Origin of the sequence: Psychroserpens sp. (genome assembly GCF_034670085.1) — a bacterium.
In the GTDB taxonomy this organism is placed as follows: domain Bacteria; phylum Bacteroidota; class Bacteroidia; order Flavobacteriales; family Flavobacteriaceae; genus Psychroserpens.
Window position 1 is genome coordinate 132,666 of record NZ_JAXMOD010000008.1, and the last position, 15,409, is coordinate 148,074.

General features: G+C 33.1%; 16 protein-coding genes. 9 read left to right on the forward strand and 7 right to left on the reverse strand.

From position 1 onward, the window contains the following. Positions 1–11 precede the first annotated feature (11 nt). Positions 12–698, reverse strand: coding sequence for a TIGR00730 family Rossman fold protein (locus tag VOI25_RS13695; protein ID WP_323789645.1), 687 nt, complete (start codon positions 696–698; stop codon positions 12–14). 30 nt (positions 699–728) lie between these two features. Further along, entirely contained in the window at positions 729–3,560 is a 2,832-nt protein-coding gene (uvrA, locus tag VOI25_RS13700; RefSeq protein ID WP_323789646.1) for an excinuclease ABC subunit UvrA, read from the reverse strand. A 173-nt stretch (positions 3,561–3,733) separates the two neighbouring features. Here uvrA and VOI25_RS13705 point away from each other — a divergent pair, with 173 nt between their 5' ends. From VOI25_RS13705 to VOI25_RS13730, 6 genes are all read left to right on the forward strand, one after another. Further along, positions 3,734–4,552, forward strand: coding sequence for a peptidylprolyl isomerase (locus VOI25_RS13705; RefSeq protein WP_323789647.1), 819 nt, complete (start codon positions 3,734–3,736; stop codon positions 4,550–4,552). Positions 4,553–4,652: 100 nt separating this feature from the next. Next, positions 4,653–5,180, forward strand: coding sequence for a hypothetical protein (locus VOI25_RS13710; RefSeq protein WP_323789648.1), 528 nt, complete (start codon positions 4,653–4,655; stop codon positions 5,178–5,180). A gap of 134 nt (positions 5,181–5,314) precedes the next feature. After that, positions 5,315–5,764: a hypothetical protein gene (locus VOI25_RS13715; protein WP_323789649.1), complete on the forward strand. Its 450-nt coding sequence runs from the start codon at positions 5,315–5,317 to the stop codon at positions 5,762–5,764. Next, the gene (locus VOI25_RS13720) at positions 5,764–5,964 is read left to right on the forward strand and encodes a helix-turn-helix transcriptional regulator (RefSeq protein ID WP_323789650.1); all 201 of its coding nucleotides are present in this window, start codon (positions 5,764–5,766) and stop codon (positions 5,962–5,964) included. The genes VOI25_RS13715 and VOI25_RS13720 overlap by 1 nt, the downstream gene beginning before the upstream one ends. Before the next feature lie 110 nt (positions 5,965–6,074). Beyond that, positions 6,075–6,878 (forward strand): AraC family transcriptional regulator, encoded by an 804-nt coding sequence (locus VOI25_RS13725; RefSeq protein WP_323789651.1) that lies wholly within the window; start codon positions 6,075–6,077, stop codon positions 6,876–6,878. A 73-nt stretch (positions 6,879–6,951) separates the two neighbouring features. Then, positions 6,952–8,031 (forward strand): serine hydrolase domain-containing protein, encoded by a 1,080-nt coding sequence (locus VOI25_RS13730; protein WP_323789652.1) that lies wholly within the window; start codon positions 6,952–6,954, stop codon positions 8,029–8,031. Here VOI25_RS13730 and VOI25_RS13735 read toward each other — a convergent pair. Both VOI25_RS13735 and VOI25_RS13740 read right to left on the reverse strand, forming a co-directional pair. Continuing rightward, complete coding sequence (locus VOI25_RS13735; RefSeq protein ID WP_323789653.1) at positions 8,028–8,708, reverse strand: NAD-dependent deacylase; 681 nt, start codon at positions 8,706–8,708, stop codon at positions 8,028–8,030. The genes VOI25_RS13730 and VOI25_RS13735 overlap by 4 nt on opposite strands. Positions 8,709–8,710: 2 nt before the next feature. Further along, positions 8,711–9,922, reverse strand: coding sequence for a hypothetical protein (locus VOI25_RS13740; RefSeq protein ID WP_323789654.1), 1,212 nt, complete (start codon positions 9,920–9,922; stop codon positions 8,711–8,713). A gap of 36 nt (positions 9,923–9,958) precedes the next feature. On the opposite strand from VOI25_RS13740, the gene VOI25_RS13745 reads away from it, so the two are divergent. From VOI25_RS13745 to VOI25_RS13755, 3 genes are all read left to right on the forward strand, one after another. Next, positions 9,959–10,615: an RNA methyltransferase gene (locus VOI25_RS13745; protein WP_323789655.1), complete on the forward strand. Its 657-nt coding sequence runs from the start codon at positions 9,959–9,961 to the stop codon at positions 10,613–10,615. A gap of 33 nt (positions 10,616–10,648) precedes the next feature. Beyond that, the gene (locus VOI25_RS13750; protein ID WP_323789656.1) at positions 10,649–11,023 is read left to right on the forward strand and encodes a VOC family protein; all 375 of its coding nucleotides are present in this window, start codon (positions 10,649–10,651) and stop codon (positions 11,021–11,023) included. A 95-nt stretch (positions 11,024–11,118) separates the two neighbouring features. Continuing rightward, positions 11,119–11,736 carry a hypothetical protein gene (locus tag VOI25_RS13755; protein ID WP_323789657.1) on the forward strand — a complete coding sequence of 206 codons (618 nt, stop codon included), beginning with the start codon at positions 11,119–11,121 and terminating at the stop codon, positions 11,734–11,736. A gap of 6 nt (positions 11,737–11,742) precedes the next feature. Here the strand turns inward: VOI25_RS13755 and VOI25_RS13760 are convergent, their stop codons facing one another. The 3 genes from VOI25_RS13760 to VOI25_RS13770 all read right to left on the reverse strand — a co-directional run bounded on the left by VOI25_RS13760 (position 11,743) and on the right by VOI25_RS13770 (position 15,407). Then, on the reverse strand, positions 11,743–12,522 hold the full coding sequence (locus tag VOI25_RS13760; RefSeq protein ID WP_323789658.1) for a carboxypeptidase-like regulatory domain-containing protein: 780 nt from the start codon (positions 12,520–12,522) through the stop codon (positions 11,743–11,745). Between the two features lie 126 nt (positions 12,523–12,648). Continuing rightward, complete coding sequence (locus VOI25_RS13765; RefSeq protein ID WP_323789659.1) at positions 12,649–14,580, reverse strand: DEAD/DEAH box helicase; 1,932 nt, start codon at positions 14,578–14,580, stop codon at positions 12,649–12,651. Positions 14,581–14,828: 248 nt separating this feature from the next. Next, on the reverse strand, positions 14,829–15,407 hold the full coding sequence (locus tag VOI25_RS13770; RefSeq protein ID WP_323789660.1) for a non-canonical purine NTP diphosphatase: 579 nt from the start codon (positions 15,405–15,407) through the stop codon (positions 14,829–14,831). Positions 15,408–15,409 lie beyond the last annotated feature (2 nt).

The window sequence follows — 15,409 nt, forward strand, 5'->3', positions numbered from 1 at the left end:
AATGTTGGTTTTTAGAAATTCGGACTTAATCCAGATTCTTTATAGAAACTATCTAAAATAGTTATAACCTCATCTGCAGAATCAACCACATGAATGAGATCTAAATCTTTCGGACTAATATTCTTTTCTTCTAATAACGTTGATTTAACCCAATCCATTAAACCACCCCAAAAACTGCTTCCAACTAAAATAATAGGAAATTTTTCAATTTTATTCGTTTGGATTAAAGTCATGGCTTCAAAGAGTTCGTCTAAAGTTCCAAATCCTCCAGGCATTACCACAAATCCTTGCGAATACTTTACAAACATTACTTTTCTCACGAAGAAGTAATCAAAGTCTAAGCTTTTATCTGAATCGATATATGGATTGTCATGTTGTTCAAAGGGTAATTCGATATTCAGTCCTACTGAAGTTCCTCCTGCAATGTGAGCACCTTTATTTCCGGCTTCCATGATTCCTGGTCCACCTCCTGTAATCACACCATAGCCATGTTCTACAATTTTTGTAGCGACTTCTTCAGTGAGTTTATAATATTTGTGATCTGGTTTTGTTCTTGCAGATCCAAAAATGGAAACGCAAGGTCCTATTTTACTAAGCTTTTCGTAACCGCTTACGAATTCACCCATAATTTTAAAAATGGCCCATGAGTCGTTGGTTTTAATTTCGTTCCAACCTTTTACATTCTGTTCTTTTCTCATTTATATTCTTCTTAATTTTAAGTCAACTTGCTAATTTAATTCTTTTTTCAAGAATTTAGCAGTGTAACTCTTTTTATCTTTAATTATCTCTTCAGGAGTTCCTTTTGCAACAATCTTTCCACCACCTTGTCCGCCTTCATAACCAATATCAATAATATGGTCTGCCATTTTAATCACATCTAGGTTATGTTCAATGATTAAAACGGTATTACCTTTATCTACCAGTTTATTTAAAACTAGCATTAAAACTCTAATATCTTCAAAATGTAAACCTGTAGTTGGTTCGTCAAGAATATAGAAGGTATTTCCAGTATCTCTTTTACTAAGCTCTGTAGCTAATTTAATACGTTGCGCTTCTCCACCAGAAAGAGTTGTGCTTTGTTGACCAAGCGTGATATAGCCTAAACCTACATCTACAATGGTTTTTAGTTTCTTGTGAATCTTCGGAATGTGCTCAAAAAAGTTAACCGCTTCATTCATGGTCATGTCTAATACGTCACTAATCGATTTTCCTTTGTAACGAATTTCAAGCGTTTCTCTATTGAATCGTTTACCTTGACAGGTTTCACATTCAACATATACATCTGGAAGAAAATTCATTTCGATTACACGTAAACCACCACCTTGGCAAGTTTCACATCGACCACCTTTTACATTGAAACTGAAACGTCCTGGTTTATAACCACGAATCATAGCTTCTGGGATTTTAGCAAATAAACTACGAATTTCGCTAAACGTTCCCGTATAGGTTGCAGGATTGCTCCTTGGTGTTCTACCAATTGGCGATTGATTTATATCAATTACTTTATCAATATGTTCCAACCCTTTAATGCTTTTGTATGGCATAGGAACTTTTACACCATTAAAATAATGGGCATTCATAATTGGATAGAGTGTTTCGTTTATAAGTGTTGATTTTCCACTTCCTGAAACTCCAGTAACTCCAATCATTTTGCCTAAAGGAAGAACAACAGATACATTTTTCAAGTTATTTCCTGTACAACCTTTAAGTTCTATAGTTTTACCATTGCCTTTACGACGTTTATTTGGCACAGGAATTTCTTTTTTACCGTTTAGGTAATCGGCAGTTAAGGTATCATGTGTTAATAACTCTGCTGGAGAACCAATACTGATAATTTCTCCACCGTATTTTCCTGCTTTCGGACCAATATCAATGACATAATCGGCACGTTCTATCATATCCTTATCGTGTTCAACAACAATAACAGAATTGCCAATATCACGAAGTGCGACTAATGAGTTGATCAATTTTTCATTATCACGTTGATGTAATCCAATACTTGGTTCATCTAAAATATAAAGTACACCTACCAATTGTGAACCAATTTGAGTAGCAAGTCTAATACGTTGGGCTTCGCCACCTGAAAGTGATTTGGAACTTCTATTGAGCGATAAATAGTCTAGACCAACATCTAATAAAAACTTTGATCGAGCTTTAATCTCTTTTATAATTTCTTCTGCAATTTTAAATTGAATGTCACTCAAATGATTTTCTAAATCGTCAAACCAAGCAGCAAAATCAATGATGTCTTTATGTGCAAGCTCAGCAATGTTTAATCCGTTGACTTTAAAATACAAGGATTCTTTTCTAAGTCTAGAACCTTCACAAGTTGGACAAGAGACTTTGTCCATATAGTCTTTTGCCCAACGTTTGAGCGATGTTGTTTCAGCATTTTTATATTGACTTTCAATAAAATTAGCGACACCTTCAAATTCAATTTTATAATCACGAGTAACACCCAAAGACTTGCTTTCTACGGAAAACTTATCGTTTCCGCCATACATGATCATTTGTTTGGCTTCAGCAGGTATTTTGTTAAATGGATCATTTAAGGTAAAATCGAAACGTTGAGCGATGGTTTCAAATTGTTTAAAAATCCAACTGTTTTTTTGCGGACCATGAGGTGCTAAAGCACCAGCATTGATAGAAATTTTGTCATCTGGAACAATTTTGTTTTCGTTGACTTGATATAAAGTCCCAATACCATTACAAGTTTGACATGCACCTTTAGGTGAGTTAAATGAAAAATTATTCGGTTCTGGATTTGGATATGATATTCCAGACGAAGGACACATAAGATTTCGACTAAAATAACGCACCTCTTCAGAATCGTGATCCAAAACCATCAAAACATCATCACCATGATACATGGCAGTATTTATAGTTTCTGAAAGGCGTTTATCATTATCTGCAGTACCATCAATTTTAAGTCGGTCAATTACAATTTCTATATCATGAGTTTTGTAACGATCGAGTTTCATTCCTTTAACTAAATCTCGAACTTCGCCATCAGTTCTTACCTTAACAAAGCCTTGCTTTGCAATTTGTTCAAAAAGTTCGCGATAATGACCTTTTCTCGAACGAATAATAGGAGAGAGGACATTTATTCGTTTGTCTTTGTAACTCTCTTTGATGAGTTCTTTTATTTGCTCATCGCTATAACTTACCATTTTTTCTCCAGTATTATAACTGTAAGCATCACTTGCACGAGCATAAAGCAAACGCAAGAAATCGTAAATCTCTGTAATGGTACCAACTGTAGATCGAGGTGATTTACTCGTGGTTTTTTGTTCGATGGCAATTACTGGTGATAAGCCGTCTATTTTATCAACATCTGGACGTTCTAAGCCACCTAAAAATTGACGAGCATAAGCAGAAAATGTTTCAATATAACGACGCTGACCTTCGGCATAAATGGTATCAAATGCCAAAGACGATTTTCCACTTCCAGATAAACCAGTAATGACTACTAATTGTTCTCGCGGAATGGAAACATCAATATTTTTTAAGTTATGCACTCTGGCACCTTTAACCTCGATGGTTTCGTGGAATTTGCTCATAAATAAACCTGAAAATGTGAGTTTTGGTCACAAAGTTGCAAAGGTACTTAATTTAGGACTAAAACCGAAAGAAGGTTTATTTAGAGTTTTGTTAAAATAATAGATAGATCCATATTTAGGAGTTTTGAAATTAATGATTTAATTTAGGCTAGTTTATCAACTAAAAATCAAATATGAAAACGAATCTTAAAATTGCTTTTACACTAGTATCATGCTTATTTCTTTTAAGTTATATCTCGAATCCAGAGGATAGAACACGTGTTGAAATGCATACCAATTATGGTACAATGGTCATCGAACTTTATAACGAAACACCTTTGCATCGTGATAATTTTATTAAATTAATTAATGATAAAGCTTACGATAGTTTATTGTTTCATCGTGTTATTGAAACCTTTATGATTCAAGGTGGTGATCCAGAGAGCCGACATGCTAAACCTGGTGATATGTTGGGCGAAGGAGATTTGGAGTATTCGGTTGATGCAGAATTTAGGTCAGATTTGTTTCATAAGAAAGGTGCTTTGTCTACAGCGAGATCAGAAACGCTTGGCAGAGTATCTAGTGCAATGCAGTTTTTTATAGTTCAAGGAAAAGTCCATAATGATAGTCTTTTGGATGTAGCAGATTCAAGAATAAATAAAATGTTAGCTAGACATTATTTTTTAAATCAACCTAGCAGTAAGGAACTTTGGGATGGTTTAAAAAAAGCAGAAAAAAATGAAGATTTTAAACAGTACACTGTTTTAAATGATAGTATAACTAAAAAGGTTGAAGGTTTTACAGATTTTAAAACCTATAGCATTCCACAAACACATCGTGAAGTATACAAAACAATTGGAGGAACACCACATTTAGATCAAAATTATACTGTGTTTGGACAAGTGATTGAGGGCTTAAATATCATTGATTCTATAGCTCAAGTTAAAACAGATAAAATGGATCGACCAAAAGATGATGTTGTAATTCTTTCAATCAATGTAAAAACGAATTAGTAATGTCATAGCACTTAGTTGTCCATAATAATTTTTATTTTAGTTGCAATTAATCAATATAAACTAGATTCCCAATCCTGGGAATGAAAACAAATTTTCAATGAAATTATTAGGTATAGGATCAAGAATACAGCATCCAGAGTACGGCAAAGGTGTTGTTACTAATGTGACTTCAAAGCATTATTGGGTAACTTTTATAGACAACGGATTAGAGACGATTGACCTAGATAGCGATTTTGAAGTTATTGAAGCCGCCGAAGATGAAGTCGATACGGTTAGTTTTTTTGATGTTGAAAGCAGTTTAGTGCAAATTCTAAAAAAATGGAGCGATGTCACTGAAGTGATTTCCATAGCAGATAAATGGAAAGGAGGGAAATTAATTTTAGAGCCAGCTGATACGAGTTTGCAGAGCAAAGAAATTCCAATTGATAGTTTTTTCCATAAGATAACCATGGTTAGAGACCGTCTTCGTGTTATGGAGCAAAAAATCAACTCAAGTAAAAATCTTGACGAACAAGAGAAAATAGATCTTCAGCAATATATCACACGTAGCTACGGAAGTTTAACAACCTTCAATGTGCTTTTTAAATTAAAAACTCAGCAGTTTGTAGGTCAGAAGAGCTCTTAAAAACGCATTTTTTAAACTTTTAAAATCACTGTTTTCTATAAACAGTGATTTATATTTGTGTAATTTTAAAATGTAAAGTATATTTGTCATATAGTAAAAATAATTTTACTTAATATAAAATATATTTGTCAATTATGGGAAAACAGAATTTTGTAGAATGCGAGAGAAAAGGGTTAGAAAGGCTAATTAATTTTAGATTGCCACATTACTTTTATAACATAGGAATGGTAATCGCAGGTTTAGCAATTGTCATGATGTTTGTTAGAGCATTTGCTCTAGAAGGGGATCAAGACGTATTAAAAGAAGTATTAAAAAAAGTACTTTTAATTGGGATGATGTTTATGTCTATTGCAAGAGATAAATTTGAAGATGAAATGATTGTGAAATTAAGAATGCAATCGTACACCTATGCCTTTGTTGCAGGTGTCATTTATGCTTTAATTATGCCATTTGTTGAATATGGTGTTTCCAATGCATTGAAACCAGAAGGTGAAGCATTTCATGATATTGGTGATTTTCAATTACTATTATTTATATTAATGGTTCAACTCTTGTGTTTTCATACTTTAAAACGCATGAGATAATGGAAAATACTATAAAAGTTGAACGTGCAATATTGAGTTTAACTCAAGACGATTTAGCCAAAAAAATTGGTGTATCACGTCAAACCATAAATTCTATTGAAGCGAATAGATATGTACCATCAACGGTTTTAGCACTTAAGTTATCTGAAGTTTTTGAAAAACCAGTTAACGCTTTTTTTAAACTTTCAGAAGATGATTAAAGTGGTCCTATTTGTTGTATTATTACTTCTGAAAGCGATTATAATTTTGCTTTAGTGTAACAACCGCATTGTTTTTTTATCTTTAATATATAGATTTCTAATTATTTAAAATGAAGATATTATCTAAAGGAGAATATTATGGTATAATGAAATCTGAGCATAACTATAATGGAGTTATTCTTTCAGAATATAATTATTTAACACAACAAACAGATTGGCATTACCATGAAAACCCTTATTTAATGTATGTTCTTCAAGGGAATTTGTATGATAACAATAAGAGAAAACAAACTGCATGCACAACTGGAAGCCTGTTTTTTTATAATTGGGATGAACCACATTTTAATTCAAAACATTCAAATTTCGCGAAAGGCTTTCATATAGAGTTTGAAAGACAATGGTTTAAAGACAAACAATTAGATTTGAATTTGTGGGAAGGCAGTCGATTAATTAATAACCCGAATCTACACCATGTTTTAGCCAAGTTGTATTTCGAATTTAAATGTCATGATGACTATTCTCAAGTTTCAACCGAATTATTACTCTTTCAGTTTTGCGAAGGCATTGATTCAATCCAATTCACAAACACGTTAGATGAACCAAAATGGATTCATAAACTAAAAGAGGTACTACATCAAACCAATAAGAATCTAAGTTTAGAATCACTTTCAAAAGAATTAGGAGTACATCCAGCACATATTTCTCGTGCAGTTCCTAAATATTTAAAAACCACTCTAGGTGATTATATTAGACAAATTAAGGTTAAGAATTCAATGAGTTATATGATGAATCCCAGTTTGTCATTAACTGATATTACCTATATGTGTGGGTTTTCAGATCAAAGTCATTTCATTCGATTATTTAAAATGTACATAGGAATGACTCCAAATCAATATAGAAGTAAAATTAACTGATGTTAATTTCATACTATTTTATCCTAATCTCGAATTCTATATTTGATCACTGTTAATTTAAAAAACTAAACACATGAAATTTAAATGCCTTCTTTTACTTTGTTTATGTATCTCAACACAACTATTTGCACAACTCGATTTTTCTAATGCTAATTCTGAGACAACAGCGTTATTGCATGAAATGGATAGCCTTGTTGAATCTGGTAAATATGAACGAATTACGAGTATATTGGTCGCACAGAATGGTAATGTAGTATACGAAAAATACTATAATAATAACACCGTTGATTCAAAACATAATACACGCTCTGCAACTAAAACATTGGCAACATTTCTAACTGGAATTGCTATAGACAAAGGATTTGTGAATTCTGAAAAAGATAAAATATTCACTTATTTGAAGCATACATTACCCGTTAAGAATCCAGATAAAAGAAAAGATAATATTACCATAGAAGATTTATTAACCATGACCTCTATTTTGGAATGTGACGACAGTAATTGGCATTCTCGTGGACATGAAGAACGTATGTATTTTATTGAAGATTGGACACAATTTTTAGTGGATTTGCCAGTGCGTTCATATCCATTTGGACCTAAACCTGAAGATGCACCTTATGGAAGAGTTTTTGCATATGCTTCGGCTAAATCTGCTGCGATAGCAGATATACTACAGCATGCGATTAAAGGTGATCTCATAGATTTTACCAAGACTCATCTTTTTGAGCCTCTCGCAATTAAGGATTACACCTTGCATTATTCTCCTAAAGGTGTTTTAAATACGGCAGGTGGAAGTGAATATAGAAGTAGAGATTTTTTAAAACTCATCCAAATGTGTTTAAATAATGGAAAATGGAATGGGAAGCAAATTATTTCTGAATCATGGCTTCAAAAAGCAACCACTCCAAAAGTAAGTGCTTATGATGACACAGATTATGGGTATTTACTGTGGCTAAAAAGCTTCGGAAATGACACAAAATACAAATCGTATTATATGTCTGGAAATGGAGGAAACAAAGTTTTGGCTTGTCCTGATCTTAATTTATCTGTTGTCATTACTTCTACAAATTATAACAACCGAAATGCTCACAATTATACAGATGAGTTAATGAATACCTATATTATTCCTTCCATTGAGTCTAATAAAAATTAATGGTATTTAAGTAACTCAATGACTTTCTTAAGTCCTGAAGTAGCAGTTTCTGCAATGACCTTTAGTTGCCCATTACTTGTCATTGCAGGATTAGGATCAATAAAATAAGTTGGCGTTTGTTCAGGTACATAATGCATCAAACTTGCGGCAGGATAGACTTGCATTGAGGTGCCAATAATCAATAATGAATCTGCAGTTGCGCAGATTTCCATTGCTTTATCTATCATAGGGACAGCTTCGCCAAACCAAACAATATGTGGCCGTAATTGATAGCCTTTCTCACATTTATCTCCTAAAATTAGATCTTGAGTCCAAGATTGGATGTCAAATTCATTGCCTGAACTTCTAACTTTTAATAATTCGCCATGCAAGTGAATTACCTTACGACTTCCAGCACGTTCGTGCAAATCATCTACATTTTGGGTAATGATTGTAACTTCAAAATCGTTTTCTAAATGGGCTAAATCGACATGAGCAGAGTTTGGTTCAACCTGCAGCAATTGCTTTCTACGCTGATTATAAAATTCTAAAACCAATTCTGGATTTCTATGAAAACCTTCAGGTGTTGCAACTTCCATCACATCATGACCTTCCCATAATCCGTTAGCATCTCTAAATGTTTTTAATCCGCTTTCAGCACTCATTCCAGCGCCAGTTAATACAACGATATGTTTCATTTTTAATCTTTTTTTAATTTCCAAGCTTTAAAATCCTCAGACTGTATAAATTGATCTAGAATGTTTTCTCCAGTTTCATCATCCTCTTCCAAGTAGTCTATCAAAGAAGGTTTTTCATAGCCTTCAGCGATTAATGTGTCAAGGAAATTTATGGCTTCTGAATAGTTTTCCATTACAATTAGAACGTTGAGATAACCAATTTGACCATCGAAAAATCCTGGAAAATTTTCTATAGTATAACTAAACATATTGAGTGCTAAATCATAGTTGCCATCAAGAAAAGCAACAGCACCTTTCATAAAGTTTAAAAAGTCGTCTTCAGTTTCATTTTGCAATTGATTGATAACTTGAATGGCTTCAAAATAGTTTTCTTTATAAATATGATAATCAATTTTATTAAGCGCTAAGGTTGGATCATCTGGATATGTAGCTATTAATTCTTCCAGAGATTTTAAATACTTCGCATCATCCACCTGACTAGCTATTAAGGATTTAAGAATGAGCACAAATTTCTCTTTAGAGAGTTTAGATTCTAGTTGTTCCATGGCTTCGTAGGCTTTGCCATATGCACCAGATTTGTGATACATTATGACTTGATATAGAATTTCTGAATCCCGTTCTATTTGAGATTGTTCCTTGGCTTTTACATCTTCCTTTGGAATGGAATAGCTTAATAATCGACCAATAGTTTCTGATAAATACTCACCAGAGACATAAATATACATATCGGAAAATTCAATATCGTCTTTATTTTTTTGCACTCGATAATCATGATAATTCATTCCAGTTTCTAAAGAATACAACCTAAAAAGCACATAGTACGTTTCACTTTCATAATCATATCGATAATTTACAAAATCATAGTAAGATCCATTTTTTACTTCAGTAATGATTTTGCTTGGAAAAGCGGATAACGAAGCTTTTAAACCATTTCTAAAGCCTTTTACAAATTCATCTTTTCGATTTATCTCAGGATAATATTTAAATACAAGGTCAAAGAATGAGTCACTATTTAATTTGGAATTAAAATCATCTGGATTATTTTCATGTATTGAAGCTTCAATAAAATGACCGAAAGCCATAACTTTTTCAGTATTTTCGTCGCTCAAAGCCATTGTGTCTTTTCGTATGTCATTGCGGTTGTTTTGAGCATTAATACTATAACTGTTAATTAGTAAAAATGAAAAAAGGAGTACTATGTTTTTAAATCCCATAAGTTTTTTTAATTTCAACTAATATAAAACAATTTAATGACCGATTTAAATCTTCTTGAACATCTTGAAAGCTATCTTACAGAGCATCGTAAAGAGCGTTTTGCAAAAGTGTTGTCGCAACGAACTAAGCACTTCACTGTTGCTACCGAAGATGTCTATCAATTACATAATACAAGTGCAGTAATACGTAGTTGTGATGTGTTTGGAATTCAAGAAGTTCATATCGTAGAAGAATTAAATAGTAAGCAAATTGATCGTGAAATTGCTATGGGAGCACAAAAATGGGTCGATTTAGTTAGGTATAATTCTGTTAAGGAAACTATTTCAGATTTGAGGCAGAAAGGTTATCAAATTGTTGCAACAACACCTCATGAGGATGATGCTTTATTATTTGATTTTGACGTCACAAAAAAATCGTGTTTCTTCTTTGGTAGAGAAACGGAAGGCCTGTCGCAGGAAGTCATTGATGAGGCAGATTGTTTTTTGAAAATTCCAATGGTTGGATTTACCGAAAGCTTGAACATTTCTGTGTCTGCAGCAATTATTTTGCAACATGTAACAACGAAACTTAAACATTCTAAGGTGGATTGGCAACTCACTGAAGAGGAGCAAAATGAAAAACGCTTAGATTGGTGTAAGAAGACGATAAAAAGTTATGAAGACATCATTGAGCGTTTTTATCAAAAAGACTAGTTATAAAGTAAATTATTTTTAAAATTAGATACTATGGAAAACAATATGGTAGGCTGGTTTGAAATACCAGTAGATAATATGGATAGAGCAAAACGGTTTTATGAGGCTGTTTTTGAAATTAAATTATCGGTTCATGATTTTGGAGGCACTTTAATGGGTTGGTTTCCTTTTAATGAAACTAAACCTGGAGCTACTGGAACTTTGATAAAGCAAGAATCTTACATACCTAGTCAAAAAGGAACTTTAGTGTATTTCAATTCCATTGATGTTAAAAATGAATTAAGTAGAGTGATACCAGCTGGTGGAAAAATCTATCAACCAAAAACACAAATTTCTCCTGAACATGGTTACATGGCTGTTTTTATAGACTCAGAAGGTAATAGAATAGCTTTGCATTCAAAATCGTAACCTCATTTATCATATCTGATATTTTGGTATTTTATACGATTTAATTGTTGTATTTTTTTTTTATAGCTATGTTGCTGTCAATTAGCTATTATATTATGTTTGAACTATTAAAAAACCAATTGAAGACTATTCAGTCTTCCCTTATAATTCTGTTTATAATTGTAATCCTAGTCTTAGGATTTGTAACTGGAATTCATGTAATCAACGAGGTGCCATTAGTTGTACTTACAAGTGATGTCGCTGTAATAGGAGAGGTTCCTATTTATACTGGTTTATTATCACAATTAGGTATTTTTCTTTGGTCGGCAACGGCCGCAATTTGTATTTATAGTGTTCAATTTATTAAGGAGAAAGAACACAAAGCATTTATTAAAGCTTCTGCATTTATAACAATTTTTCTTGCATTAGATGATGCATTTATGTTTCACGAAATAGTATTTCCGGAATTAGGAATTCACCAAAAAGTTGTGTTTTTAGGATATGGAATATTGATGCTATTTTATCTATTGAAATATTATAAAGTCATTCTTCAATCAGATTTTATACTTTTCACATTGGCTATGGGTGGCTTCGGATTATCATTATTTATAGATAATTTCTTGCCTAATGCATCGCCATATATAGCTAAACTAGCTGAAGACGGTTTTAAATTTTTGGGTATTACGTTTTGGTTGGGTTATTTTGCTAGAACCTGCAAGCAATATCAAGTATAGAACCAATTAAAATCGACCTGATTTACTTCTGCTCAACACTTTGTATTCTTCATAGCACTCACTAATAGCATCTAAAATTTGGAGGTCATTAGCCGTTTCTATAAAGTCTTTTGAATAATTACACTGATTTATAATTTCATCTAAATCATATTTGTCGACTTGTAATAACACCATCAACATTTCACGATCAAAACGTGACGCTAGATTATTTCTAATTTCATCGTCTTGCTTCATTTTTTTCAGTTTACGCAACTCGTTTGGTTTTTTTCCAAACATATTATGTAAAAAATCTGCAGGATTAAAAATTGCACCTAAAACTTTACTTACGGCATTAGGCCTTCTATCACCAGCTTCGTAACCTTTATTTGATAAACCTGAAATACTGTATCTATAATTAGATTTTATTGGAACTTGCTTAATATCAACAGCCAAATAACCTGTTAGTTTTAATTGATTTACAACGACTTCTTCAAGAGCTAAAGCCAATTCGGTCATTCCTATTTTGGTTTTACCAAACTTAAGCCAATCATTAGTGACTCTTACCTTAATTGATTTATAACCTAAATACGAAAAATGAAGAGTGTCATTAACATTAGCTTTAATTTCAAACTCGCCATCATCACTAGACGACGTACCAATGACTTGATTCAAATTAACAATATTTACGCGATCAATTGGTAAATCTGTAGAGACATCAATAACAGTTCCTATAACAGATGTTGGTTCTTGAGCATAACCAATTACAGAAGTAAAAAGTAGAAAAACAAGTACTTGTAGGTGTTTCATGTATTAAAATTATGACATAAAAGTAGTAAACAAAAGTAAATAACTGAATTAATGCCTAATAATTTGACTTAATATTAACAAGAAGGTTTAAAAAAACCTCGCAACATTGTTACGAGGTTTCTATATTTAATCTCTTCGCCTTGAGCGTCTTGGTCTGTCAGATCCCGAACTGCTTTCAGAACGTCTAGGTGGTCTCGAATCTCCACCAGAACTTCGTCTATCACTTCTGTTACCAGAACTGTCGCTACTTCGTCTATCGCTTCGTCTTCCTGAATTGTCTGAAGATCGTCTATCACTTCTGTTTCCAGAACCAGAATCACTGCGTCTTCCTGATGAACGTCTTTCACCTCTTGATCTATCATCGCTACGTCTTCGGCTTCCACCTCCACCATCACGTCGTCCACCACCTGAACGTCCACCACGATTTCTTCCGCCACCACCTCTGTCTTCACTTACTTCTACATTAACAAATCTTCCGTTATGTTTAAAATCGGTAAAAAAGGCGAGTACTTTCTCTTGAATGTCTTTTTCTGTATTAAAGAATGAAAAACTGTCTTTTACATCTACCTTAAAGACATCATCACGACCTAACTCTAAAACTTCTTTTAAGAAATCTTTCAGTTTCATCCAATCGTAACCATCTTTTCGTCCAACATTAATAAAGTAACGTGATTCATTTTTGCTTCCACCATAACCGCGACCACCACTATCACCTTCAGAATCTCTAGATGAACTCGGTACATTGAGTTTCTTAGATTTTTGGTAATAATTATAGAAGCGCGTAAATTCAACAGAGAAGAATTTTTTAATCAATTCGTCTTTATCTGTGTCTTCAAATAATTCGTTAATGCTAGATAAATGTTTGTCAATCTCATCATTAACTTCAGTATTATGTATTTTGTTTGCAAGCGACATTAATTGCACTTCGCAAATTTCCATGCCATCAGGAATTTCTTTTTTCTCAAATTCTTTCTTGATGATACGTTCGATACTTTTAATCTTTCGGACTTCACTTTTAGAAACAATAACCATCGAAATACCTGTTTTACCAGCACGCCCAGTACGTCCAGAACGGTGTGTGTAAATTTCAGGTTCGTCAGGTAATTGATAATTTATAACATGTGTAATATCATCAACATCAATACCACGAGCAGCAACATCTGTCGCGACAAGCATTTGGATTTGTTTATTTCTGAACGATTTCATTACCAAATCACGTTGGTTCTGACTTAAATCACCATGTAAAGCACCAGCACTATAACCATCTTCGATTAAGTTTTCGGCAACTTTTTGAGTATCACGTTTTGTACGACAGAAAATCACAGAAAAAATATCTGGATTAGCATCTGATAAACGCTTTAAAGCTTGATAGCGATCTCTTGCGTTTACTAAATAGTATTCGTGAGATACCTGACTTGTACTTTCATTTTTATTTCCAACAGTAATTTCTATCGGATCATTCATGAAATCTTTTGCAATTCTAGAGACCTCTTTAGGCATCGTTGCAGAAAATAACCATGTGCTTTTATCTTCAGGAGTATGTGATAAAATATCAGTAATATCTTCATAAAACCCCATGTTTAGCATTTCATCAGCTTCATCTAAAACCGCATATTCGATTTTAGAAATATCAACCATGTTTCTGCTAATCATATCTTTCATACGACCAGGAGTAGCCACAATAATTTGTGCACCACGTTTTACAGATCTAGCTTGATCTGTGATACTTGCACCACCATAAATTGCAGTAACATTAAGTCCTTTACAATATTTTCCGTAGAGTTTAAGCTCGTTGGTAATTTGTAAACATAGCTCTCGAGTAGGAGAGAGTATCAAGCCTTGGGTCGTTCGACTTTCAATATTTATTTTTTGAAGCATCGGAAATCCGAATGCTGCAGTTTTTCCTGTACCAGTTTGCGCTAGGGCAACGAGATCAGAATCTTTTTCTAATAAAATTGGAATTGCTTTTGCTTGTACATCACTAGGGTTTTCAAATCCTAAATCGGTAATAGCAGTTAATAGGTCTTCATTAAGACCGAGTTCTTGGAATGTGCTCATTCGTTTTGTTTTGTATTCGATTATGTCCTTTGGTGTTACAAAAGAAGCGAATCGACATACTTAACACTTAAACTTCTAGGTAACACATCCTCACTCTGAGGAATTTAACATCCCAATTCTTTGGGATTTTAAAGGTGCAAAGATAGACTATTATTTGGATATACAATACTTGGGCGTTTTAACACGCTCTCACTACTCAATCTTTTTGTAAAAAAAACAAAAAGGATTTCAAACATGCCGTTCCATCGTTAACGCAATTCATTTAGAAATAAGACTAATTGTTTAACGGCCTTACCTCGATGCCCAATCTTGTTTTTCTCCTCTAAAGATATTTCAGCAAAGGTTTTAGTGTAGCCTTTAGCTTTAAAAATTGGATCATAACCAAAGCCTTCGTTGCCTTGTTTGGTTTCAGTAATTTCACCTTTACAAATACCAGTAAACGTTTCTAATTTGTTATTGAGATGCAGAGCAATAACGGTTTTGAATTGTGCACTTCTATTTGGTTTTCCTTCAAGATTCTGAAGTAACTTATTCATATTATCATTTGCATCGCGTTGCTCACCAGCATAACGTGCACTAAAAACTCCCGGTTCTTTATTGAGTGATTCAACTTCTAAACCTGTGTCATCTGCAAAACAGTCAAAGCCATACTGTTCCTTTATATACTCTGCTTTTTGAATAGCATTACCTTCAATGGTCAATTGGGTTTCTGGGACGTCTTCAAAACAACCAATATCTTTTAAACTTAATAGTTTAAAGTGGTCAGGAATTAATGATTGTACTTCCTTAAGTTTATTTAGGTTATTAGTGGCGAAAACGAGTTGCATTG

What these genes read in the sequence shown, in the direction of transcription:
- VOI25_RS13695 (WP_323789645.1), bottom strand. Translation starts at nt 698, where the DNA reads ATGAGAAAAGAACAGAATGTAAAAGGTTGGAACGAAATTAAAACCAAC.
- uvrA (WP_323789646.1), bottom strand. Translation starts at nt 3,560, where the DNA reads ATGAGCAAATTCCACGAAACCATCGAGGTTAAAGGTGCCAGAGTGCAT.
- VOI25_RS13705 (WP_323789647.1), top strand. Translation starts at nt 3,734, where the DNA reads ATGAAAACGAATCTTAAAATTGCTTTTACACTAGTATCATGCTTATTT.
- VOI25_RS13710 (WP_323789648.1), top strand. Translation starts at nt 4,653, where the DNA reads ATGAAATTATTAGGTATAGGATCAAGAATACAGCATCCAGAGTACGGC.
- VOI25_RS13715 (WP_323789649.1), top strand. Translation starts at nt 5,315, where the DNA reads ATGGGAAAACAGAATTTTGTAGAATGCGAGAGAAAAGGGTTAGAAAGG.
- VOI25_RS13720 (WP_323789650.1), top strand. Translation starts at nt 5,764, where the DNA reads ATGGAAAATACTATAAAAGTTGAACGTGCAATATTGAGTTTAACTCAA.
- VOI25_RS13725 (WP_323789651.1), top strand. Translation starts at nt 6,075, where the DNA reads ATGAAGATATTATCTAAAGGAGAATATTATGGTATAATGAAATCTGAG.
- VOI25_RS13730 (WP_323789652.1), top strand. Translation starts at nt 6,952, where the DNA reads ATGAAATTTAAATGCCTTCTTTTACTTTGTTTATGTATCTCAACACAA.
- VOI25_RS13735 (WP_323789653.1), bottom strand. Translation starts at nt 8,708, where the DNA reads ATGAAACATATCGTTGTATTAACTGGCGCTGGAATGAGTGCTGAAAGC.
- VOI25_RS13740 (WP_323789654.1), bottom strand. Translation starts at nt 9,922, where the DNA reads ATGGGATTTAAAAACATAGTACTCCTTTTTTCATTTTTACTAATTAAC.
- VOI25_RS13745 (WP_323789655.1), top strand. Translation starts at nt 9,959, where the DNA reads ATGACCGATTTAAATCTTCTTGAACATCTTGAAAGCTATCTTACAGAG.
- VOI25_RS13750 (WP_323789656.1), top strand. Translation starts at nt 10,649, where the DNA reads ATGGAAAACAATATGGTAGGCTGGTTTGAAATACCAGTAGATAATATG.
- VOI25_RS13755 (WP_323789657.1), top strand. Translation starts at nt 11,119, where the DNA reads ATGTTTGAACTATTAAAAAACCAATTGAAGACTATTCAGTCTTCCCTT.
- VOI25_RS13760 (WP_323789658.1), bottom strand. Translation starts at nt 12,522, where the DNA reads ATGAAACACCTACAAGTACTTGTTTTTCTACTTTTTACTTCTGTAATT.
- VOI25_RS13765 (WP_323789659.1), bottom strand. Translation starts at nt 14,580, where the DNA reads ATGAGCACATTCCAAGAACTCGGTCTTAATGAAGACCTATTAACTGCT.
- VOI25_RS13770 (WP_323789660.1), bottom strand. Translation starts at nt 15,407, where the DNA reads ATGCAACTCGTTTTCGCCACTAATAACCTAAATAAACTTAAGGAAGTA.